This window comes from Streptomyces botrytidirepellens, assembly GCF_003721215.1.
In the GTDB taxonomy this organism is placed as follows: domain Bacteria; phylum Actinomycetota; class Actinomycetes; order Streptomycetales; family Streptomycetaceae; genus Streptomyces; species Streptomyces himastatinicus.
On the sequence record NZ_RIBZ01000320.1, the window covers coordinates 1 to 19,917 of the forward strand.

The 19,917-nt window shown below is 71.9% G+C and carries 23 protein-coding genes and 1 tRNA gene; 10 read left to right on the forward strand and 14 right to left on the reverse strand.

Going from position 1 to position 19,917, the window contains the following annotated elements; all coding sequences use genetic code 11:
- The 3 genes from EEJ42_RS53190 to EEJ42_RS27935 form a co-directional block, all read right to left on the reverse strand.
- Positions 1-789 (reverse strand): DUF4383 domain-containing protein (locus EEJ42_RS53190; RefSeq protein WP_246097435.1); only part of this gene is annotated, 789 nt, incomplete at its 3' end.
- Positions 790-878: 89 nt separating this feature from the next.
- Positions 879-1,100 carry an FmdB family zinc ribbon protein gene (locus EEJ42_RS27930; protein WP_123104162.1) on the reverse strand — a complete coding sequence of 74 codons (222 nt, stop codon included), beginning with the start codon at positions 1,098-1,100 and terminating at the stop codon, positions 879-881.
- Between the two features lie 63 nt (positions 1,101-1,163).
- Positions 1,164-2,426, reverse strand: a complete 1,263-nt coding sequence (locus EEJ42_RS27935; protein WP_123104164.1) for a hypothetical protein — start codon at positions 2,424-2,426, stop codon at positions 1,164-1,166.
- Between the two features lie 156 nt (positions 2,427-2,582).
- Between EEJ42_RS27935 and EEJ42_RS27940 the strand changes: the two genes are divergently transcribed.
- Positions 2,583-2,657: transfer RNA gene (locus EEJ42_RS27940), tRNA-Val, on the forward strand.
- A gap of 52 nt (positions 2,658-2,709) precedes the next feature.
- On the opposite strand, the gene EEJ42_RS27945 is transcribed toward EEJ42_RS27940, so the two are convergent.
- Entirely contained in the window at positions 2,710-3,381 is a 672-nt protein-coding gene (locus tag EEJ42_RS27945; RefSeq protein WP_123104166.1) for an MBL fold metallo-hydrolase, read from the reverse strand.
- Positions 3,382-3,597: 216 nt separating this feature from the next.
- On the opposite strand from EEJ42_RS27945, the gene EEJ42_RS27950 reads away from it, so the two are divergent.
- The 3 genes from EEJ42_RS27950 (at position 3,598) to EEJ42_RS27960 (ending at position 6,325) form a co-directional block, all read left to right on the forward strand.
- The gene (locus EEJ42_RS27950) at positions 3,598-5,127 is read left to right on the forward strand and encodes a hypothetical protein (RefSeq protein ID WP_123104168.1); all 1,530 of its coding nucleotides are present in this window, start codon (positions 3,598-3,600) and stop codon (positions 5,125-5,127) included.
- Between the two features lie 6 nt (positions 5,128-5,133).
- Positions 5,134-5,820: an NUDIX hydrolase gene (locus tag EEJ42_RS27955; protein WP_246097436.1), complete on the forward strand. Its 687-nt coding sequence runs from the start codon at positions 5,134-5,136 to the stop codon at positions 5,818-5,820.
- Positions 5,821-5,959: 139 nt separating this feature from the next.
- Positions 5,960-6,325, forward strand: a complete 366-nt coding sequence (locus tag EEJ42_RS27960) for an MmcQ/YjbR family DNA-binding protein (RefSeq protein ID WP_123104170.1) — start codon at positions 5,960-5,962, stop codon at positions 6,323-6,325.
- 18 nt (positions 6,326-6,343) lie between these two features.
- Here the strand turns inward: EEJ42_RS27960 and EEJ42_RS27965 are convergent, their stop codons facing one another.
- The 3 genes from EEJ42_RS27965 to EEJ42_RS27975 all read right to left on the reverse strand — a co-directional run bounded on the left by EEJ42_RS27965 (position 6,344) and on the right by EEJ42_RS27975 (position 8,409).
- Complete coding sequence (locus tag EEJ42_RS27965; protein WP_246097437.1) at positions 6,344-6,817, reverse strand: nitroreductase/quinone reductase family protein; 474 nt, start codon at positions 6,815-6,817, stop codon at positions 6,344-6,346.
- Positions 6,818-6,902: 85 nt separating this feature from the next.
- The gene (locus EEJ42_RS27970; RefSeq protein ID WP_123104174.1) at positions 6,903-7,736 is read right to left on the reverse strand and encodes a hypothetical protein; all 834 of its coding nucleotides are present in this window, start codon (positions 7,734-7,736) and stop codon (positions 6,903-6,905) included.
- A 61-nt stretch (positions 7,737-7,797) separates the two neighbouring features.
- Positions 7,798-8,409: a restriction endonuclease gene (locus EEJ42_RS27975; RefSeq protein WP_123104242.1), complete on the reverse strand. Its 612-nt coding sequence runs from the start codon at positions 8,407-8,409 to the stop codon at positions 7,798-7,800.
- Between EEJ42_RS27975 and EEJ42_RS27980 the strand changes: the two genes are divergently transcribed.
- From EEJ42_RS27980 to EEJ42_RS27995, 4 genes are all read left to right on the forward strand, one after another.
- Positions 8,399-9,229, forward strand: coding sequence for a phosphotransferase (locus EEJ42_RS27980; RefSeq protein ID WP_123104244.1), 831 nt, complete (start codon positions 8,399-8,401; stop codon positions 9,227-9,229). The two genes, EEJ42_RS27975 and EEJ42_RS27980, sit on opposite strands and share 11 nt — an antisense overlap.
- Before the next feature lie 23 nt (positions 9,230-9,252).
- Positions 9,253-9,552, forward strand: a complete 300-nt coding sequence (locus EEJ42_RS27985; RefSeq protein WP_123104176.1) for a hypothetical protein — start codon at positions 9,253-9,255, stop codon at positions 9,550-9,552.
- 210 nt (positions 9,553-9,762) lie between these two features.
- The gene (locus EEJ42_RS27990; protein WP_123104178.1) at positions 9,763-10,275 is read left to right on the forward strand and encodes a DinB family protein; all 513 of its coding nucleotides are present in this window, start codon (positions 9,763-9,765) and stop codon (positions 10,273-10,275) included.
- Between the two features lie 38 nt (positions 10,276-10,313).
- Complete coding sequence (locus EEJ42_RS27995; protein ID WP_221179436.1) at positions 10,314-10,652, forward strand: hypothetical protein; 339 nt, start codon at positions 10,314-10,316, stop codon at positions 10,650-10,652.
- Here EEJ42_RS27995 and EEJ42_RS28000 read toward each other — a convergent pair.
- Both EEJ42_RS28000 and EEJ42_RS28005 read right to left on the reverse strand, forming a co-directional pair.
- Entirely contained in the window at positions 10,619-11,206 is a 588-nt protein-coding gene (locus tag EEJ42_RS28000; RefSeq protein ID WP_123104180.1) for a histidine phosphatase family protein, read from the reverse strand. The genes EEJ42_RS27995 and EEJ42_RS28000 overlap by 34 nt on opposite strands.
- 50 nt (positions 11,207-11,256) lie before the next feature.
- A complete protein-coding gene (locus tag EEJ42_RS28005; RefSeq protein WP_123104248.1) occupies positions 11,257-12,171 on the reverse strand; it encodes an MASE1 domain-containing protein in 915 nt (304 codons plus the stop codon).
- A gap of 356 nt (positions 12,172-12,527) precedes the next feature.
- Here EEJ42_RS28005 and EEJ42_RS28010 point away from each other — a divergent pair, with 356 nt between their 5' ends.
- Complete coding sequence (locus tag EEJ42_RS28010) at positions 12,528-13,310, forward strand: alpha/beta fold hydrolase (RefSeq protein WP_123104182.1); 783 nt, start codon at positions 12,528-12,530, stop codon at positions 13,308-13,310.
- Here the strand turns inward: EEJ42_RS28010 and EEJ42_RS28015 are convergent.
- From EEJ42_RS28015 to EEJ42_RS28030, 4 genes are all read right to left on the reverse strand, one after another.
- The gene (locus tag EEJ42_RS28015) at positions 13,291-13,962 is read right to left on the reverse strand and encodes a lytic transglycosylase domain-containing protein (RefSeq protein WP_123104184.1); all 672 of its coding nucleotides are present in this window, start codon (positions 13,960-13,962) and stop codon (positions 13,291-13,293) included. The genes EEJ42_RS28010 and EEJ42_RS28015 overlap by 20 nt on opposite strands.
- Before the next feature lie 110 nt (positions 13,963-14,072).
- Positions 14,073-14,738, reverse strand: a complete 666-nt coding sequence (locus tag EEJ42_RS28020; RefSeq protein WP_123104186.1) for a DedA family protein — start codon at positions 14,736-14,738, stop codon at positions 14,073-14,075.
- Between the two features lie 268 nt (positions 14,739-15,006).
- Complete coding sequence (locus tag EEJ42_RS28025; protein ID WP_123104188.1) at positions 15,007-15,486, reverse strand: DoxX family protein; 480 nt, start codon at positions 15,484-15,486, stop codon at positions 15,007-15,009.
- 141 nt (positions 15,487-15,627) lie between these two features.
- On the reverse strand, positions 15,628-17,601 hold the full coding sequence (locus tag EEJ42_RS28030) for an FAD/NAD(P)-binding protein (RefSeq protein WP_123104190.1): 1,974 nt from the start codon (positions 17,599-17,601) through the stop codon (positions 15,628-15,630).
- A gap of 165 nt (positions 17,602-17,766) precedes the next feature.
- Here EEJ42_RS28030 and EEJ42_RS28035 point away from each other — a divergent pair, with 165 nt between their 5' ends.
- Complete coding sequence (locus tag EEJ42_RS28035; RefSeq protein ID WP_123104192.1) at positions 17,767-18,225, forward strand: septal ring lytic transglycosylase RlpA family protein; 459 nt, start codon at positions 17,767-17,769, stop codon at positions 18,223-18,225.
- On the opposite strand, the gene EEJ42_RS28040 is transcribed toward EEJ42_RS28035, so the two are convergent.
- Positions 18,222-19,895: an alkaline phosphatase D family protein gene (locus tag EEJ42_RS28040; protein ID WP_123104194.1), complete on the reverse strand. Its 1,674-nt coding sequence runs from the start codon at positions 19,893-19,895 to the stop codon at positions 18,222-18,224. The genes EEJ42_RS28035 and EEJ42_RS28040 overlap by 4 nt on opposite strands.
- Between the last annotated feature and the right edge of the window lie 22 nt (positions 19,896-19,917).

The following is a 19,917-nucleotide window of genomic DNA, read 5'->3' on the forward strand; positions in this document are numbered from 1 at the left end:
GGGCGGGGCGGCTGCCTCGGGCGGGGCCGTGGCCTCGCCCGGCGCCCGGTCCAGCTTCCCCCACTTCCCGGGCGGCTGCCCTTCGTCAGCTGCCCGGTCGACGGCCTCCTCGCCCCCCACCCGGTCCACCGCGCTCCGCTGCTCCGGCTGCTCCGGCCGCCCCGGCTGTCCGGGCTGCTCCGCGCCGCCCTCCGCGGCCCGCCGCCGGGCGGCCAAGATCTCGCGCGCCTTGGCCTCGCGCTGGGCCTGCTCGGGGTGGCGGGAGATCCAGTACGGGTTGTCATGCGGCAGCTTGCTGCTGACCCGCCCGTACATCCCGAACCACATCAGCATCAGGCCCACCACAAAGCTGAACAGCACGTTCTGGAGCCGGAAGGCCAGGAAGTTGAAGCTGGTCTCCAGCAGCGCGAGATTGACGAACCCGCTCAGCAGGAAGAGCAGCCCGAGCACCATGTTGAGCGTCGAGGCGAAGTTGCCGCCGATGACCATGCCGACGAACAGCAGTCCCCCGATGGCGATGGACAGCACGCTCAGCGCACCGTTGGTGTTCAGCTGGGCGACGGTCGCGCCCCCGGTGTCGAAGAACCCGATGTTGTCGGTCAGCCCGAGGATCCCGAAGGCGAGCAGGACCAGGCCCATCAGCCCCGCCCCGAGGCGATAGACCCGGCTCAGCCGGTGGTCCACCGGCAGATGCTCATCCAGCTTGGTGTGCCCGCCGATCCGCTCCGGAAAGTGCCGCGCGGTGCCGGCGGGGTGCGGACCGATGGGGGAGGGGCGGCCAGTAGCCATGTCGGCCTCCTAACCGGCGAGGCCGTACCCGCGGTGGGTACGCGGGGGTACGTGCCGTTTACGCACCCCCGGTGACGTACCTCCCAGGATCAGCCGCAGCACCCGCCCCCGCAACATCCGCCCCCGCCACCGGCGGGCGGCGCGGGAGCCGAGGAGGCGGCGGAGCCACCGGTGACGGCGACGGTCGACAGCAGCTTCACCGTGTCGTCATGCCCTTCCGGGCACGAGGCGGGCGCCGAGGACTCGGCCATGGGCCGGTTCAGCTCGAAGGTGGTCCCGCAGGCGCGGCAGCGGTATTCGTAGCGAGGCATGTCAGGAGCATAACCAGCCCGAACGCCCCCAGAACCCCATTCCCGATCCTCGGCCGTCCTGACTCAGTGCCCGGCCCCGGCCCCGCCCCCGAGCTCATCCCGGATCTCCTGCACCACCCGGGCGGCCGTCTGCCGGACCGCCTCCATCTCCGTGAGGAAGTGCCACCAGTCCGGGTGCCGCCCCTCCAGCCCCGCGATGGCCCCCTCCAGCCGCGCCACCGCGTCGTCCAGCGGGCGGGCGTGGCGCGGGTCGGGGGTGCTGCGCCCGGCCATCGCCAGCCGCTGCGCGTCGCGGATCGCGAAACGGGTGCGTTCGATCTCCTTGTCCTGGTTGAACGACACCTCGTCCAGCCGCCGCAACCGGTCCCCGGCCGCGGACACCGCCTCGTCCGTGGTGTTCAGCAGCGCCCGTACCGTACCGAGCAGGGCCGTGGCGTCCGGCCAGCGCTGCTCCTCGCGCGCCGTCCGCGCCTCGCCGAGCTTCGCCTCCGCCTGCGCCACGTCCCGCGCCGCCTGCCCGGGCACCGACTGGAGGTCCTGCCAGCAGGCCGCGCTGTAGCGGCGGCGCAGCTCACTGAGCACGGGCTCCACCTGGGCGGCCCGGGTGGTGATCGCCTGCGCGCGAGTACGCAGCGACACCAGCCGCCGGTCTATCTCGGCCGCCCGCTCCGGCAGCCGCTCCGCCTCCCCGCGGACGGCCTCCGCCCGCCGCAGCACATCGTCCGCGCGCCGGATGGTCTCCTGCACACCGTGCTGCCCGGCGCCCTGGTTCAGCTTGGTCAGCTCGGGCGACAGCGCCGCCAGCCGCGCCGCGAGATCGTCCGCCCGCAGCCCGGAGCCGCGCACCTCGTCCAGCGCGTTCGTGGCCGCCAGCAGCGCCTGTCGCGCCCGCTCCACCGCCGGCGCGAGCCGCGCGAGCTGCGTTTCGGCCTGCTGGAGCAGCGGCCCGAGCCCCTGCCCGAACCGGTCCAGGTCCGCCTTGGTCCGCCGCAGCTCGTCCCGCGCCCGAGTCAGCTCCGCCCGCGCCCGCCCGGCCGCCGCCGCGTCCAGCCCGTCACGGTCGAGGTCATGCGCGTCCACCGCGGTGATGTAGTCGTGGCTGACCTGGTCGATCCGCTGCCCGAGCGCCGCGAAGTCGGCGGCGGCCCGGCGGGCGGCGGGGGAGTCGTCCACCGCCGTGATCGTCTCGATCGAGATCCGCAGATCCCGCTGCGCGGTGTCCAGCTCGTAGAACGCGGCCGCCGCGGCATCCTTCGCCGCCTGCGCCTCCGCCCGCTGGCTCTCCCCGCGTCCCCCGAACCACCGCCGCGCAGGTGTCGCCGCCACTTACCTCTCCCATTGGATCGCCCGGGCCCGGATGTCATTCTCCCACCCACCAGGGACGAACACAGAGGTCGGTACGGTTCGCGTCTCCGGCTTTCTTCCCACCCCGACCGGATTGCGGCGCCGCCCCGCGAACAAGGTAGGCTGACAGCTCGCTCAGGGCGCATAGCTCAGCGGTAGAGCGCTGCCCTTACAAGGCAGATGTCGGCGGTTCGAACCCGTCTGCGCCCACCACCACGAAGACCCCCAGCCGGTCCCGGCTGGGGGTCTTGCCGCGCCGCCGGCATCACGTGGTTGCGGCCGACGCTTCCCGCAGGGCGGCCGCGGCGCCGTGGGTGATCGGGTCGCCGTGGCCGAATGACGCCGTGTCGACGTCCAGCTCGGCCATCCGGTGCAGCGACTCGATGGCCCGGGCGCGGTCGGTGTTGAAGACACCCAGCATGGTCCGGCCGACGTTGGCGACCGCGTCGCCGGTGAACAGCACCCTCGGCCCGGGCAGGTGGAGCGCGATCGAGCCGTCCGTGTGCCCGGGCACCGCGACGACCGATGCCCCGTCGCCGAACGCCAGCACATCGCCGTCCTCGACCTCGCGGTCCACTCGGCACGGCGGCGCGGGCGGCAGCGGCGGGATGGCCGCCTTGATCGGTACCTCGAACTCCTCCAGCACCGGTGGCGCCCCGGCCGCCTCGCCCCGGATCACCGGAGCCTCCAGCCGGTGCGCGACCACCTCCGCGTCGTGCCGCTCGGCCAGTTCGGCTGCCGAGCCGGTGTGGTCCTCGTGCCAGTGCGTCAGCACGATCCGCCGCAATGCCCCGTCCAGCGCGGCTTCGATTTCCGCCGCGCAGTCGGCCGTTCCGGTGTCGATGAGGGTCAGCTCGTCGCCGTCCCGCCACAGGTAGGCGGCCCCCACGGGAAAGCGAAGCATGCGCAGGCTCGGTAGTACCTCGATGCCCTCCATACGACGCAGCCTGCACGACCGCCCGCACGGTCGTCCGGCCCTTCGCCGGTGGCAGAGCGAGGCCGACCACCGCCGACAAGGTGTCTGCTGCACGAGTCAGCTTGGCGGCAGGTGGTTCTGGGCAGATTGCTCTCTGCTCGGCGATTCGGCGTTTTGGAGCCGATCCCGCCCGAGAACGGATTCCATCCGTGGGGCCTTGAGTCAGGGGGAGAGATCATGAGCAGCAGCCATGACGGCGAAGGCGCGCTGACCCGCGCGCGTCCTGAGAATCTGGATCCGGGGGCCGTCATCGCGCAGTCGCTGGACAACCAGTGGGTCAGTGCGGACCTGACGCGAAAGATGATCGCGAAAGGCAAGTCCCTGCGGGATATCCAGGATCTCCGTAACGACCAAGTGCGAGCCGAGTACTTCCGTAGCCTCATCAATACTCGCCAAGTCGTTGTGAACAGGGTTTTCTTCTACAACAACCCTGCCGTGAGCCGTGATCTGGTCGACGGCGGAGAAGCCAGGAGGGCTCATCAGAAGCTGCTGGCGGACAGCTCCTTGGTTCCATTCTTGCTCAGGGAGCGGGAGCCCACCGACCGCCCGCAAGGCGTGGATCTGGATGAGGATGCTTTCGATGCCTGGCGGGAAACCTTGGCGGAGATGCCTGCCACGGAGAAGGTCACCTGCGTCCGTCTGTCCTGGAACGACCAGGAGAACGCCAGGGACAGCAGGTCGGCTCTGATCAACCCGTTCGCCGCCCGGGTGCAGGGGCTGACCGCGAAGGACCTCCCGCTGCTCGCCTCTCAGGTGGGTGTGCCGAACGACAAGGTGCCGGCGTTCGTGGAGCGGGTCGGCGAGGTGGTCGAGTTCAGCAACAGGCAGCGCATCCGCGACGCCGCGGTCACCCGGAACCTGCTGTACGAGGAGTTCGTGTGCGTGGACGGTTCGCCCGTCTCCGAAGGCAGGTATGACGGCAGCAAGCCCTTCTCCGCCGAGGTCAAGCACCTGCTGGACCTCATCTACAACGTCAATCTCGCGGACGCCCTGGGCATGTACCCGCTGACTCCGACCGGAAGCCTGCGCCGGGTGGCGTTACAGGAGTGGCGGGACATACGCGTCGCTTCGGCGGGCGCTACCGTTCGCGACCCCGAGCAGTTGGTGAAGTTTCTCCAGCGGCAGGCGTTCTCCACCGTTCAGGACCGTCTCACGCCTTCGGAAATCGACACGTTGGCCCTCGAAGACATCTGGTCGCTTCGGCAGAGCGGGCCGTGGCATCGCTACATGGAAGCGTTCAGTTCGCTGACGGCCGATCCCGCCGCCTTCCATTCCCATGTCGGAGACGTATTCGATCGCTACATTCGGCTCAATTCCGAAATCGTCAGGCTTGTCGAGGCCCGTCGCGGGTCCAAGGCCGAGGCGAACAAGTGGTCGCCTGTCCTCGAAGTCGTCCTCACGGTGGGCGGGGCGGTATTCACCGCGCTGACCGGTGTCGAGGGGTGGTCCGTGGCAGCGAGCCTCGGAGCCACGTCGGTGGGGTCACTCGGTGGTTCCGTGCAGATGATCCTGCGTAATCGGGCGGCCGGACAGCGGGAGCAGAAATTCGCCCGCGAGATCGCCTCCGTCCGGCTCGACAGCGAACGTGAGTGGAACGAGTTCCGCGATCTGGCCCGGAGGCTTCCGGGATACACGGAGGACCGCGCCGCTCCATCGGCCACCAGTTCGACCACCATCCAGGAGAACGACGATGTACTGGAGTACTGAAGCACCGTGAAGTCTCCCGACACTTCCTACGAGGACCTGCGCCGGAAGCATCCGGAGATGTTCGTCAACGTACCGGGCGGGATCGAGATCCTGCTCGACCCGGTCGATATCGAGGCGGCCCGATGCAGCGCCGGGTCCGATGAGCCGGTCGGTGTGGTGTACGCCGACCGGTTCATCACGGTCGTTCGCGACGCCGTTCGCTTCCCTGACGGCAGCCTGGGCCTGTATGTGAGGATGCTGCCCGCGGGAGACGCCCCCGGGGTGGTGGTCCTGCCGCTGATGGGCACCGGCTCCGACATCGTCCTGGTCGAGCACTACCGGCATGCCACCCGTGCCTGGCACTTGGAGGTACCCCGCGGCATGGGGGAAGAGGGGGAGGGCGGGCCGGCGAATGCGATCCGGGAACTCGAGGAAGAGCTGGGTGTCCGGGCCGGGGAACTGATCTCGCTCGGCACGGTCCACGCCGACAGTGGACTACTCGGTGGCCACGCCGAGCTGTACGCGGCTCGTATCCCCGGAGTCGGGACCTTGGACAGGGCGGAGGGCATCCGACGGGCCGTCGTGATGCCCTTCAGCCGGGCGGAAGAGCTGATCGGCCAGGGAGACATCACCGATGGTTTCACCATCGCGGTGGTCACCCGCGCCCGGCTGGCCGGCCTTTTCGCGAAAGGCCCGGACGACGACACCACGTGATGGAGGAGGGGCGCGTCGGCCGGGACGGATGGACGGTGGGTGCGTGCCGGGGCCCATGGTGGAGGATGTGGCAGAGTCCGTCGCGGGGCTGGTAGAGCTGTGGCGCCATCCCCATCAGCCGAGATCGAGGAGACCTGGAGTGACCCCCGAGCAGCTGCGGTCCTTTTGCGCGTCCTTCAACGCGGCTGCGGAGGAGTTCCCGTTCCCCCGGGTGCCGGAAGTCTCGGCCTTCAAGGTGTGCGGCAAGATCTTCGCGCTGACGACCCTGGACGCGCGTCCCCTGACGGTGAACCTGAAGTGCGAGCCGGAGGCCGCGCTTCGGCTGCGCGGTGACCACCCGGGGCTGATCGTGCCGGGGTGGCACATGAACAAGCGCCACTGGAACACGGTGACGGTGGACGGCGACCTCCCGGACCAGCTGGTCCGGGAGCTGATCGAGGACTCCTACGATCTGGTGGTCGCGGGGCTGCCGAGGGCCGAGCGGCTTCGACTCGACCGGTCCTGAGGCCTGGGCACAGAGCCTTCAGGGCTTGGCCGCCAGGTGAAAGCGCGCGATGCGCACCCGGTCCGCCGCGGCCAGCGCCTCCTCGTGCGTCGGGTGGCGGTCGCGCGGGAAGCCGACGAACGGGTCCCGGATCGCCCCGGGGCCCTTGCGCTGGACGAGTTCCTCCAGCAGGCGCGCCACCTGCTCCCGGTCCTCGACGGCCGTGGCGTCGGCGCGTACCTCCCGGCCGCGCAGCCGCAGACGTACGGTGCGACGGTTCCGGAAGTTGCTCATCCAGCCGGTCCGCGCGCCGAAGGCCCACACCTCGTCCGGGGCCGGGCGGTAGTAGGCCACCGGAATCGCGAAGGTGCGGCCGGACTTGGCGCCCTCGTAGGTGAGCAGCATGAGCCGACCGCTCACGAGCGGGTGCAGCCGGGACCGGAGAAGCGGCCGGACCACGCGGTTCGCGGCGTTGAAGAAGCGCTCCGGCGGATGCCATCGCGTGCGAGCCATGGGTGACGGACTCCTCCTCGCCCTCGTCCCGTCGAACATCGTCCGCTCGCCAACCTAGGGGTGTGATCCGGGTACTGACAACGCTTCAGGCGATCGGCCTGCTGTCGTCCAGCATGCGGCGCGTATAGGCCACGTAGCGCTCGAACAGATCGCGCTGGGTCATCCGGGCAATGTCGAACACGGGTGAGTCGGCTCGCCGTACCCCGGGCAGATAGGGGGAGGTGCGACAGCGGCCCGCCTCGGAGTCGGGGTCGATGATGCTCAGGTAGCAGGTGGGGAGTTGCCCGGTGACGTGCACGACGATGCGTCCGGGATGGCCTTCGGCGTCGAAACGCCTGGCGACCTCCAGCAACTGGCGGGCGGAATCGGCCGCCCGCTGCGGCAGGTCGGGTTCGCCGATGCTTCGGGCGTACTCGGCGACCAGCGCCGATGCGGGATCCGCCACGACGTAGGTGATGTTCACGCCCTGGCTCAGGAGCCGACGTACGGGGTCGACCAGATCCCGCTCGGGACGCGAGACGAACAGGCTCGCCAGACTGCGCAGGGCGATGCCGACCTCGATGATCTGGGAACGTGCCCCGGCGATGAATTCGGCCTTCTCGGTCGGAGAAGGGCGGCCCTGGGCATGAACGGTCAGACCGTGGCTGCTTTCGCGGGCACACAGCCGCGCATCGAGCTGCTGCCCCATCTCCTCCAGAAAGCGCTGGCGTTCGGCGTCCCGCAGGAACAGGTCGTAGTAGAAGGGGACGGCGACACCGGCGGCGGCGAAGACGGCCAGTTCATTGAGCACGGCCCAGCCGAAGCCGTCACGGTCGTTGGACACCAGGGCGAGGCTCAGCCCGCCGAGCAGAATGCACAGTGCGAGGGCGGCGCGAAATCTGCGCAGCAGGCCGTGACCCCCCGGTACGTTATTGCTCATCCTCCGCCCCCGTCCCCCATCCAGGCATGCCCAGATCGACGCGGACTCACGCGCCGCGCCGTTACGTCCCGCGCGCCCGGCGGCCGCGCGGTGGGCCGCTGCCCGCTCCGTTGAGCGGGATCAGGGACTCCAGGGTGGCCCCCCTGACCCAGGCGCCGAGCAGGTCGCGGTGCAGGGCGAGGATGCCGTGCTTCACGGCCAGGGTGCGGGCCGCGCGCGTGAAGTCGGCCGTGGTGGCGAAGACCGCGACGTCCGCGCCGTGTTCGGCCTTCGCGGTGCCCAGGAACTTCTGCATGTCCCCGCTCGATACGGTGCGGTGCGCCGCGTAGTGCTTGCACTGGATCACCAGCCGACGGCCGTCCGGCATCAGGCCGGTGACGTCGGCGCCCAGGTCGCCCGACTTCCCGGAGACGACGACCTGGGTGCAGCCGTCGCGGCAGCACAGCTCCGCGACGTACCGCTCGAACCGCTGCCACGTCATGGCGTCGACCTCGGCCATGGAGCGCTCGCGCGCCTTGTGCTCCTCCTCGGCCTGCCAGGCGCGATGTCCGGCGACCGCCGTGCGGTGCGTCGTACGCAGCCACCAGAGGGCGCCGCCGAGCAGGGCCACGAGGGCCGCTCCGACGACGTACGGCCACACCGTGTCCCAGGTCAGGGCCAGGATGAGCAGCAGTGCGGCGCCGGTGGGCCAGGCCCCGCGGCGTAAGGACCGCTTACGTCCTCGTCGTGTCGTCACCACGTCTCTCTCCCCCTCGCGAGCCGGGGAAATTCCGGTGACGACGACGTGCATCGTTTCTAGGGTGAGCCTTGTGTTGTCCCGTCCCTCTTTCATCACCGACGGCGCGGTCGCGCGTGCGGTCGCCGCGCACTGGCTGCCCGAGGTCGCCGAGGCGTGCTATCTGCCCTGGGGGTTCGGCGCCCACCACTGGCGGGTGGCCGGTGGTGGGACGACCCTGTTCGTGACGTTGGACCAGTTGGCGCCCCGGCATACCGCGGCGTCGCTGGAGACCGCCTACGCGGGGGCCGCGGTGCTGGCGGGCGCCGGGCTGAACGTGGTGTGCGCGCCGTTGCCCGCCCGGTCCGGGCGGTTCACCGTCGACGTCGGGGCCGGAACGCTCAGCGTGACACCGTGGCTGGAGGGGCGGACGCCGACGGAGGCGGAGGCGCGCGAGCCCGACCACCTGCGGGAGGTCCGCGCGGCGCTGGCCGCGCTGCACGGCGCCGCGCCACCGGACGGCCTGCGGCGCTGGGCGCCGCGCGTCGGCACCGGTTTCGCCGACGAGCTGCGGGCCCGCACCGCCGCCCGGCCCTGGACGTCCGGCCCGCTGGCGGAGGAGGCCCGCACCGCGATCGCCGACCACGGCGACGCGATNGCACCGCCGCCCGGCCCTGGACGTCCGGCCCGCTGGCGGAGGAGGCCCGCACCGCGATCGCCGACCACGGCGACGCGATCACGCGCTGGACGGGCCGGTACCACGAACTCGCGGACCTAGCCCTCGCGCACCAGGACTCCTGGGTGCCGACCCACGGCGAGCCGCACCACGACAACCAGGTCGTGGACGCCCACGGGCTGAGGCTGGTCGACTGGGAGTCGCTGGCCCTCGCACCGCGCGAGCGGGACTACGCCGACCTGCTCACCGCGGGCGCGGGCGACCGCCTGGACGCCGACCCCGCGATGGTCGAGCTGTTCGCGCTGGACTGGCGGCTGTCCGAGATCGACGAGTACGCCCGCTGGTTCGCCGCTCCGCACACCGGCAGCGATGACGACCACACCGCCCTGGAAGGGCTGCACGAGGAATTGTCGGCCGCGCTGTGACCCGTGGGGGTTGGTTATCCACAGGCTCCGGCGGTTGTCGGTGGGGGGCCGTACCGTGATTCCTGTCCTTATTCACGCTGCTGGGCTGCGCGTGACTCGGATGCGGAAGGCCGGGCCCTACAGCACGGGTCCGGCCTTCGTCCGGTAGTCGTACGGCCTACGCCGAAACTCCGGCGCGGGATGCAGGGGGGTGGAGTAGCGTCGGCGGACATGATTCCTGCACGGGTGCGGCCCGCGTACGGGGCCGATGAGCGGACGCAGTTGGTCGGCTGGCTGGACATGCAGCGGTCGGTCGTCCACTGGAAGTGTGAGGGGCTGTCCCTCGAGGATGCCCATCGGGCGGTGCTGCCCGGTTCGCCGCTGATGACGATGGCCGGTGTGGTGTCCCATTTGAGGTGGGTCGAGCACCTCTGGTTCGAGGTCGTCCTGATGGGGCGCGCGGCGGAGGGGCCGCGGTTCGAGGAGGGGGTCGAGGACGCGGACATGCGGGTGGCGGGGGTTCCGCTGGACCAGTTGCTCGCCGAGTACGAGCAGCAGTGCGCGGTATCGGACGCGATCATCGCGGAGCATGCGCTGGACGACGTCGGGCGGCACCCGACGCTGCACGATGCCGCCGCCTCGGTGCGGTGGATCCTGTTCCACATGATCGAGGAGACCGCCCGGCACGCCGGTCACATGGACGCGATGCGGGAGCTGATCGACGGGGGGAGGGGTTACTACTGAGCGGCGGCGCGGAGGAGGACTTCGTCATCCGGATCGGGGTGTACGCGACCGAGGACGACCTCGCGCGGGTCGTCGACGGGTTCCGTCGGCTGCTGGACGAGGGGCCGGAGGCGTACGAGCTGGCGGTGGTCGCGGTGGAGGACCGCGAGCTGTATGAGGAGCTGCCGCAGCAGTGGCGGTGCCAGTATCCGGATGCCGACCCGGGGGAACGGGGGGTGCGGGAGATCCGGGTCGGGCTGCGGGTCGGGCGCCCGCGGATGGACGCACTGCGCGAGGCGTTGACCCGGGTTGTCTGCCCGGATCCCGAGCACGCCTCGCCCTGTCCTGTTCCCTGGGCGGCCGGTTACACGGCGGGCAGGTGGGACGTGTCGTTGTAGGAGACCAAGGAGGCGGGGAAGCCCGGGCGGTAGCGGAGGACGGTCAGGGCCGCGTTGTCGTGGTTGAGGCCCATCCAGCGCCAGGGCGGTGCGTCGAGCGCGGCCCGCACGAGCCAGCCGATGAGGAAGTTGTGGGTGACCACCAGTTCGTGGCGGTCCTCGGCGCCGGGCGCCGGGCCGGTGAAGCGTTCCAGCGCTTCGTGGGCCAGCCGCGGGCCGTGGGCGCGCTGGTCCGCGGGGACGCGGTGGACGAAGTCGAGGAGCACGTCGGCGGCGTCGGGCGGGAGTTCGTCGCGCTCCGGCGTATGCGGGACGTAGTCCCCGGCGGGTTCGCAGGCGTGCGCGGGTACGTCGTCGAGCTGGGCGGCGATCAGGCGTGCCGTCTGGGCGGCGCGCGGGAGCGGGCCGTGGTGGATGGCGGTCAGCGGTACGTTCCGGAGCCGCTTGCCGAGCAGGACGGCCTGGCGGCGGCCGTCGTCCGTCAGCGCGCGCTCGTCCGGGGTCGCCTCGCCGTGCCGGGTCAGATAGAGGTGGCGGGTTGCCGTCGTGGTCATGGGGTCCTTCGGAAGCCGGGTGTGAGCGTACGGACTGGTAGATGCCGTTCCTAGCGGCCCGGTTCCGGCTCGTCCGGGGTCAGCCGCGCCACCGTTTCGGCGAGTTGGACGCACACCTGCTCGATCTGCCGCCGCGTGTGGTCGCGCTCGGCGATGATCGCCGCGAGGAGGAGGGCGGTAAGCGTCGTGGAGCCGTTGAAGGCCTGGAGGGTGACCATCCGCGCCAGCAGCGAGTGGCCCGCGAAGGGGCCGACGCCTTCGGCCGTGGCCTGGATCGCGAGGACGGTGACGATGAGCGAGCAGGGCGCGGCGCCGGGGAGCTGGAAGCGGAGCGCGGCCCAGATGAGGAAGGGGAAGACGAGGAAGAGCAGGCTGGCGGCCGAGCGGGTGGCCACCAGCATGACGCCCGCCGTGCCCAGCAGCAGCGCCGCCGCCTCCAGCCGGCGGTACGGGCTGACGCCGCGCGGGAGGCGGGCCCGGCGGGCGGCCAGCAGCAGGGGCGTGACGACCAGGACGCCCATCGCGTCCCCGGTCCACCAGACCGACCAGGCGGGCCAGAAGGCGCTCGCGGGGAGGGCGTCCGCGAGGACGAGGACGGCGGTGCCCAGGGTGGAGCTGATCAGCATTCCGGCCAGGGCGCCGAGGAAGACCAGGGCCAGCGCGTCCCGGAGCCGGTTCAGTTCCGTACGGAAGCCCGCCCGCCGCAGCAGCAGATACGCGCACAGCGGGGCCAGGGTGTTGCCCGCGACAATCGCGAGGACGGCGAGGGGCGCGGGGCCGATGGGGGCGTTGACCGCGAGGGCGCCGAGGGTGATCCCCGGCCAGCTGCGGGGGCCCAGCAGGAGCAGGCAGGCCAGCGCGATCCCGGTGGGCGGCCACAGCGGGGTGACCTGGCCGCGTACCAGTTCCTGGAGCAGACCGAGCTGGGCGCCCGCGTAGTAGACGGCGGCCACGGCGAGGGTCATGACGGCGGTGCGCGGGGATGTGGGGGTGCGGCTCCGCAACGCCCCGCTGCCGCTCTCGTCCCCGCCGTCGCGCGCCACAGCGGTCATGACACTACGGACGGCCCGGCGGGTACGACCGGACACGCTGAGCGGCGCGGGCGGCCCGCCGTACGGGTGAGCCCCGGCGCGAGCCGTCAGGGCGAGCCGCCAGGGCCCACCCTCAGGGCGAGCCGTCAGGGTGGGCCGTATGGGTGACCCGTACGGGGGACGCCCGGCGCATATGCGCACCGGGCTTGCCCACTTCCGCGCGAGACGCCACCGTTGTCCACCAGCGGGCGCGCGCCGCGTGTCCGCATTCGACTGGGACCGGAGGTGCCATGGGACCGCTTGTTCCACCCCTCGTTCCACCGTATGAGACCGTCGGCGAAGGACCGCACCACGTCATGGCGGTGCACGGCTGGTTCTCGGACCGCGCCGCCTACGCCGCGATGCTGCCGCACATCGACCGGCGCGCCTTCACCTACGTACTGCCCGATCTGCGCGGTTACGGGGAAGCGCGTGACGTCCCCGGCGCGTACACCACCAGCGAGGCGGGCCGGGATCTGCTCGCGCTCGCCGACCATTTGGAGTGGGAGCGGTTCTCGCTGCTCGGGCACTCGATGGGCGCCGCCGTCGTCCAGCGCGTGCTGGCGGCGGCCCCCCACCGCGTCCAGCGGCTGGTCGGGGTGGCTCCCGTACCGGCGAGCGGGGTGCCGATGGAGGGTGAGCAGTGGGAGCTGTTCGCGTCGGCCGCCGACCGGCCCGAGAGCCGACGGGCGATCATCGACCTCACCACGGGCGGCCGTCATCCGGACGCCTGGCTCGACCTGATGGTGCGGCATTCGCTGGAGCACAGCGACGCCAAGGCGTTCCGGGCGTGGCTGGACTCCTGGGCGCTGGAGGACTTCCACGAGGAGGTGGACGGCTCCCAGCTGCCGGTGCGGGTGGTGGTCGGCGCCCACGATCCGGCGCTCACCGCGGAGGTGATGCGCCAAACGTGGCTGCGCTGGTACGCCAATGCCGACCTGGTCGAGCTGGCGTCGGCGGGGCACTACCCCGCCGACGAGACGCCGCTGGAACTCGTCCGGGCCGTGGAGGACTTCATAGCCGCTGGCGGGTAGTCCGTGCGGAGAGGGGCGCGGGTGGGCTGGGGGAGGACGAGGCGGAGGTGGACGGTGAGGCGGAGCGCGCGCGATTGCGCTTCGCCTCGCTCCGCTGGTAGCGCGTCTCGCTCTTCCGGTACTGGGGCAGCAGCGTGTTGACGATGCGGTCCACGTAGCCGCGGGTCTCGTGGATGGTCGGGATGCCGCGCGCCCTGAGCACCGCGCCCGGTCCCGCGTTGTACGCGGCCAGGGCGAGCCGGGTCCGGTTGCCCGGGAGTTCGTCGACCACGCCGTACAGGTGGCACATGTAGTGCGCCTGGGCGGGGATCGCGTCCCGGGGCTCCCAGACGTCGGCCTTGCCGTCGCCGTTGCCGTCCCGCCCCCACTCCTTCCAGGTGTCCGGGGCGAACTGCGAGATGCCCTGGGCGTGTCCGGAGTCCGCGTCCGGCCGCCAGTTGCTCTCCGCGTGGATCTGCGCGGCCAGCAGCGGCACGCTCAGCGGTGAGCAGACCTTCGCCGCCCGCTCCACGATCGGACGCCGCGCGTCCGGGACGACGGGCAGCTTGGGCTCGGAGGGCGCCATGATCTGCCGTACGACGAGGATGGCGGCGACGACCAGCGCGAGGCCGGCGACGAATGCCGCGAACATCCCGGCCGCACGGCTCAGCATGCCGGGACCGGTGCCGGGACCGGGGGGACGAAGTGACGCATGGGACGCATGAGTCGCATGGGGAGGACCGTAACCGCAATCGCGCGATGATCCGTAATCGACCGCTGAGCCTACGGCGCCGTGGCGACGGGGCCCGCGAGCGGTCCGGGCTCGTCCTCGGCCGGACGCTTCATCACGTACGCCGCGCCCGCACCCGCGGCGAACAGCGCGAGGACCGACACCGCCGTGCCCAGCCAGCTGGCGCCGAGCCACTGGCCGCCGACGTAGCCGAGCGCCACGCCGTACGCGGCCCAGGCCAGACCGGCCACCACCGACCAGGGCAGGAACTCCGTCACCCGACGGTGTGCGGCGCCCGCGCTCAGGCTGACGACGGACCGTCCGGCGGGGGCGAAGCGGGCTATGACGACGAGCGGTCCGCCGCCGCGCACCAGCGCGGTGCCCAACTTCTCCTGGGCGGAGGTGAGTCGGCGGGAGCGGGCGATGGCCCGGTCGAGCCGGTCGCTGCCGCGCCAGGCCAGCCGGTAGGCGACCATGTCGCCGAGGACGGAGGCGGTCGCGGCGCACAGCAGCAGCGCGAACATCGCGGGGAAGTCGGCCGCGTCCGCCTGGCGCACCACGCCGACCGGGTCGACGGTGGTGCCCGCGGCGGCGGTGGCGGCCGTGATGACGATGAAGCCGCTCGGCAGAACGGGCAGGAAGACGTCGAGTAGGACCGAAATGGCGATGACTGCGTAGATCCATGGGGTGTTGGTCAGCGACCCCAAATGTTCCAACAACGTTCTTCTCCCGATCCCGTTCCCCCGCCGCCGCGTCTCGTCCGCGCGGGGCGGGCGGGAGCGGCCTGTACAGCCATACAGCGTACGCCTGTGACCGTTGAGGATACCGGTAAGGGGTGACGATGCTGTTCGAATCACGCCATGCGGGGCGCATGGCCCCGCATGGCGCGATTCACCGCACGTTCACGGTGCGGACGTTTCCGTCTCGCCGGTCAGAACGCGCTCGCGGGTCGGACCGGGCTCGCCGGTCAGTCCGCGCCCGCCCGTATCAGACCGCGCTCGGCTGGCGCCGCGGTTCGGCCGCCGCCGCGGACGCGCGGGACGAGCCGAAGATCCGGTCCAGCGCCCAGGGGCCCGGGCCGGTGAAGACGATGAGGAAGAACGCCCAGCAGAACATGGCCGAGGCCTCGCCGCCGTTCTGAAGCGGCCACAGCTTCTCCGGCTGGTGCTCGTGGAAGTACGCGTAGGCCATCGAGCCCGAGCAGATGAACGCGGCGATGCGGGTGCCGAGGCCGAGCATCACCAGGGCGCCGCCGACGAGCTGGATGACCGCGGCGTACCAGCCGGGCCAGGTGCCCGCCTCGACGGTCTTGCCGGTGCCCATCGCGCCGCCCATCCAGCCGAGCAGCGACGAGGCGCCGTGGCAGAAGAAGAGCAGGCCGACGACGATCCGGAAGAGGGAGAGCACGTACGGTCTGCCGGTTTCCAACAGGCCGTCGAGCGAGCGGGGGGAGGTCTCGGGAGACATGAGGGGATTGCTCCTTGTTCCTGGGGACGGAGAAACAACGGACCGACAGGTTAGGTTCCCCTCACCTTTTGTTGCAAGTTCAAGAACCTGCCAATGTGGGGGCCCGGGAAGGGCCTTCGAGGCTGTGTCCGGGGCCGCTCCTCAGAGCCCCGCGGCGCACATCGGCGCGGATTTCCGGTGCGGCTCGGGTGGCGTCGCCAGGCGCAGCACCGCCCGCGCCACCGCGTCCGTGTCGCACAGGGTGACGGAGTTCACGCCGGGGCGCGCCCCCGCCGCGGTCACCCAGTGGACGCCCTCCGTCGGCACCCCGACCGCGAACCGGCGCGGATGCGGGCGTCCCTGCGCGTCCACGATCCGGAACGGGGCCGGGGTGACGTCCAGTCCGCCCGTCTCGTAGCCCTCCACCCGGTGCGGTCGGCACTGCCCGTCGCGCAGCAGTCCGCTCAGCAGCGCGTCGGCGGTGCGGCGCAGATCCGGCTCCGGCAGCCGTGCCTCGATCAGCGTCCGGGCGATCACCGGAGGGCCGGGAACGAGGGTCGAGTGGGCGGCGAAGCCCGCTTGAACTGACGGCCCATCAGGTGCTTTGGTCGTGACGTCCAGACCTGGACCCAGGATGTCGAGCACCCCCGCGTCGATCAGCGCGGCCATCTCCTCGATCCGGCGGCGCGGCGGGCCGATCGACAGGAACGCGTTCAGCGGGGTGTACCAGCGGTCGAGATGGGCCCGGCGCGAGACCCCGGAGAGCCCGCCGTGGTCGACGATCAGCCGCACCTCGTTGCGGAGGTCGCGCAGGACGTCGAGCGCGGCCTTGACCGGACCGGCCACATTGCCAAGCCGCGCGTGGGCCGCGTCCGCGCGCGCGTACGTCAGCAGCCACCGCCGGAAGGCGTCACGCGTGGTGAAGTTTTGTTCGCGGTGGGGCTGGGAGATCGTCTCCCAGCACCATCGCCCGGTTGTCGGAATACCGAACGCCAGCAGGACGTCGGCCTCTTCCGGGGAGCCGGGGGAAGTGGCCAAAAAGTGACGCCGGAAGTGTGGTGGGGCGCCCGGGTCTTGGCGGGACAGCAGGGCTTCGTAGTAGACGGTTTCGGCCTCCTTGGCCACCAGCGGCCACACCTCCGCGCGGAAGTCCGGCGGATCGCCGGAGTCCGCCCGCTTGCGGAAGGCGTCGAGGACGTCCGGGGTCAGCAGCAGCGGGGTGTGACGGCCGTGCGCGCCCTTCGCGTTGTCGCCGCGGGCGTGGTACGGGATGCCGCGGCGCGACCCCGCGTACAGCTGTGGCTCGCGGCCCGAGGGGTGGTAGACCAGCCCTCCCGGGGCGCCTTCCGTGACGGCCGTGAACGAACCGCCGCGGCCCTCGGTGAGCAGCGCCATGTGGTCGAAGAAGTTGAGGCCCAGGCCGCGGAGCAGCACGGGCTCACCGGGCTCTATGGGCGACAAGTCGACATCGGCGGGGTTGGCGGGCGGGTAGTAGCGCAGCCCGTGGCGGGCCGCGTGGGCGCCGAGCCGCTTCTCCGTCTCGTCGGGGGTCCGGGGCAGATGACCCTGGGCCAGAACGACGGCGCGCAGTCCATCGAGGCGCGTGCCGTCGTCGAGGGCCAGGGTCTGGGTGCCGTCCGGTGTCTCCTCCAGCCCGATGGCGCGGGCCGGGTGCGCGCGGACGGTGACGGTGCCGGGGGCGGTGCGGACGACCTCGGCGAACACCCACTCCAGGTAGTGGCCGTAGAGGGCGCGGCTCGGATAGTCGTCCGGGGCGAGGGAAGGGGCGGGGGCGTCGTCGCCGGTGGTGGCCCATTCGTACAGGCTCGGCCCGGTGCGTATCGGTCCGTCGCATTCGACGCTGTCATCGGTGAACAGGGTCACCTGCGAGGCGACGGTGTTCATCAGCAACTCGCCCGGTTGTGCCGTCCGCCACACTCGCCCGGCGCCCGGCGGGGACGGGTCCACGAGGTGCACGGTCAGCCTGGTCCCCGGTATCAGCTCGGGCGCGGAGGCACAGAGGCGCTCCAGCACGCTGGTGCCGCGGGGACCGGCCCCGACGATGGCTATGGCGTGGGGGTCTCCGGCCAAGGTGTTTCTCCCGGGGCAGATGTGACGCAGGATTTCGCCCATCATGCCGTTCGCTCCGCGGGTTTCCACCCGCGGGCCGGAACGTCCCCCTCCGTTGTGTTCCGTATCACTCCGGCGGCACCCGCGCACGGCCGTTCGGGTGTGTGCCGCCGGTCGCGCGGGGGATCGAGCCCTCCCCGGGGGAAGGGACGTCGTCATGGTGGTGTCGTCATGGTGAGGGGAAAGCGCGCCCCGCTCGTCCGGGTGGCCGCCGGTGCCGCCGGGACCGCGGCGCTGTCCGCCGCGTTGGGGTTCGCTCCGGTGCGCGACATCCCGCCCGCGGGCAAGGAGTGCTGGGCCACGCACTACGGGCCGATGCGGGCCGGTGCCCGCACGGCGAGCGGTCAGCTCTTCGACAACGCCAGGAACACCGCGGCGACCTCGCTGAGCCGCAGGCCCCAGCTGCCGTTCGGGACCCGGGTGAAGGTCACCAACGTCGCGAACGGCAGGTCCCTGACCGTGCGCATCACCGACCGCGGCACCTTCGCGTGGACGCGGGCGGCACCCAAGTGCCTCGACCTGACCGACCGGGCGTTCGCCCGCCTCGGCGGGGTCCTCGACCCCGACGCCGGTCACATCACCGTCCGGGAAAAGATCCTCCGGAGCGTGAGGCGCCCCTGGCGCCCCTAGCCCTCCGGCCAGGACGTCCGCAGCGGCGTGACCAGATGGGGTTCCGGGGCCTGGACGGCCTGATCCAGGCGCAGCCGCGCCGATCTGCCCTGGAGTGTCAGGGTCATCAGCTGGTTGCCGAACCAGGGGCCGCCCGTCTTGCGCCAGCTCAGCCGGGGCGCCGGGACGCGGCCGTGGCGGGTGAAGACGCGGCCCAGCGCGCGGCCCGCCCGGCTCCAGCCGAAGCGGAAGCCGACGCGGATCGAGGCGTGGATGCTGTTGTGCACGGGGGAGCAGGTCAGCTGGCGGACCTCGCTGACCGGGCGGCGCGGCCAGCGGGACCAGTCCGGTTCGGCGATGTACGCGTGGTGGACGTCGCCCGACAGCACACTGATCGTGGCGGGCGCGTCGGCCCCCTCGCCGACCTCGGCGATCAGATCGGTCAGGGCGTCGAAGGACTCGGGGAAGGCGGCCCAGTGCTCCAAGTCGCCGCGCTGCCGCAGATCCTCGCCGATCCGCGCCCAGCGCGCCCCGCGCCGCCCGCCGCACACCGAGGCGTTCCACGCCTCCACGTCGTGCACGAAGTGCGGCAGCAGCCAGGGCAGGGAGGTGCCGATGAGGAGGTGGTCGTACGTCCCGGCCCCGTCCAGGGCCTGCTGCCGCACCCAGGCCAGCTCCTTGGCCTCCACCATCTCCCGCGCGCCCTCGCCCAGCACCCGGGCGCCGCGCGTGTCGACCATCAGCAGCCGCACCGGGCCGAAGTCGCGGCGGTAGCTCCACCGGGTGTACGCCGGGTCGGCGTCGGCCCGGGCGGCGAAGGCCCGCAGCGCCTCCGTACCGTCCTCGCTGTCCCGCACCGCCGCGTACAGGCCGTCGGCGGCGAGTTCGGCGGGGGAGAGGTTGCCGAGGTGCTGGTGCACCCAGTACGACATCAGGCCGCTCAGGATGCGCTCGCGCCACCACGGCGTGCCGCGCATCCGGTTCAGCCACGCCTCGCTGGTGTTCCAGTCGTCTATGACGTCGTGGTCGTCGAAGATCATGCAGCTGGGCACGGTGGACAGCAGCCACCGCACCTCGGGGTCGAGCCAGGACTCGTAGTACAGCCGCGTGTATTCCTCGTAGTCCGCGACCTGGTCGCCCGGCGGCTCCGACAGATCGCGGCGTTCGGCCAGCCAGCGGCGGGTCTCGGCGGAGGTCTCGTCCGCGTACACCTGGTCGCCCAGCAGGACGAGCACATCGGGGCGCGGGGCCCCGGGCGAGGTGGCGAGCGTGTGCGCGAGGGTGTCCAGGGCGTCGGGGCCCACCGGGTCGTGCGAGGCGTCGGACGGCGGCGCGGCCCACCGGCAGGAGCCGAAGGCGACCCGCACGGCCTCGGGACTACGAGTCGGGCCACCGGGTGCGGCGGGCGTGCGGATCGTGGAGTCCGGGAAGCGGGAGTCCGGCAGCGGCCACACCTGCTCGCCGTCCAGCAGCACCCGGTACGCCGTCTCGGCGCCCGGCCGCAGCCCGGCGACCGGGATCAGCGCGTAGTGATGTCCGGCGATCTGCCAGGTGCGGGCCGTGCCGCCCGCGCCGTCGGCGCAGCGCACCTCGGCCTCGCAGGGCCGGTCGGCCTCCACCCAGACGGTCGCGTCCGTCCCCGTCTCCCAGTCCACCTGCCGCAGCAGTGGTCCCAGGCGCAGCCCGGCCATCCGGCCCTCCTCCGTCGCTCCG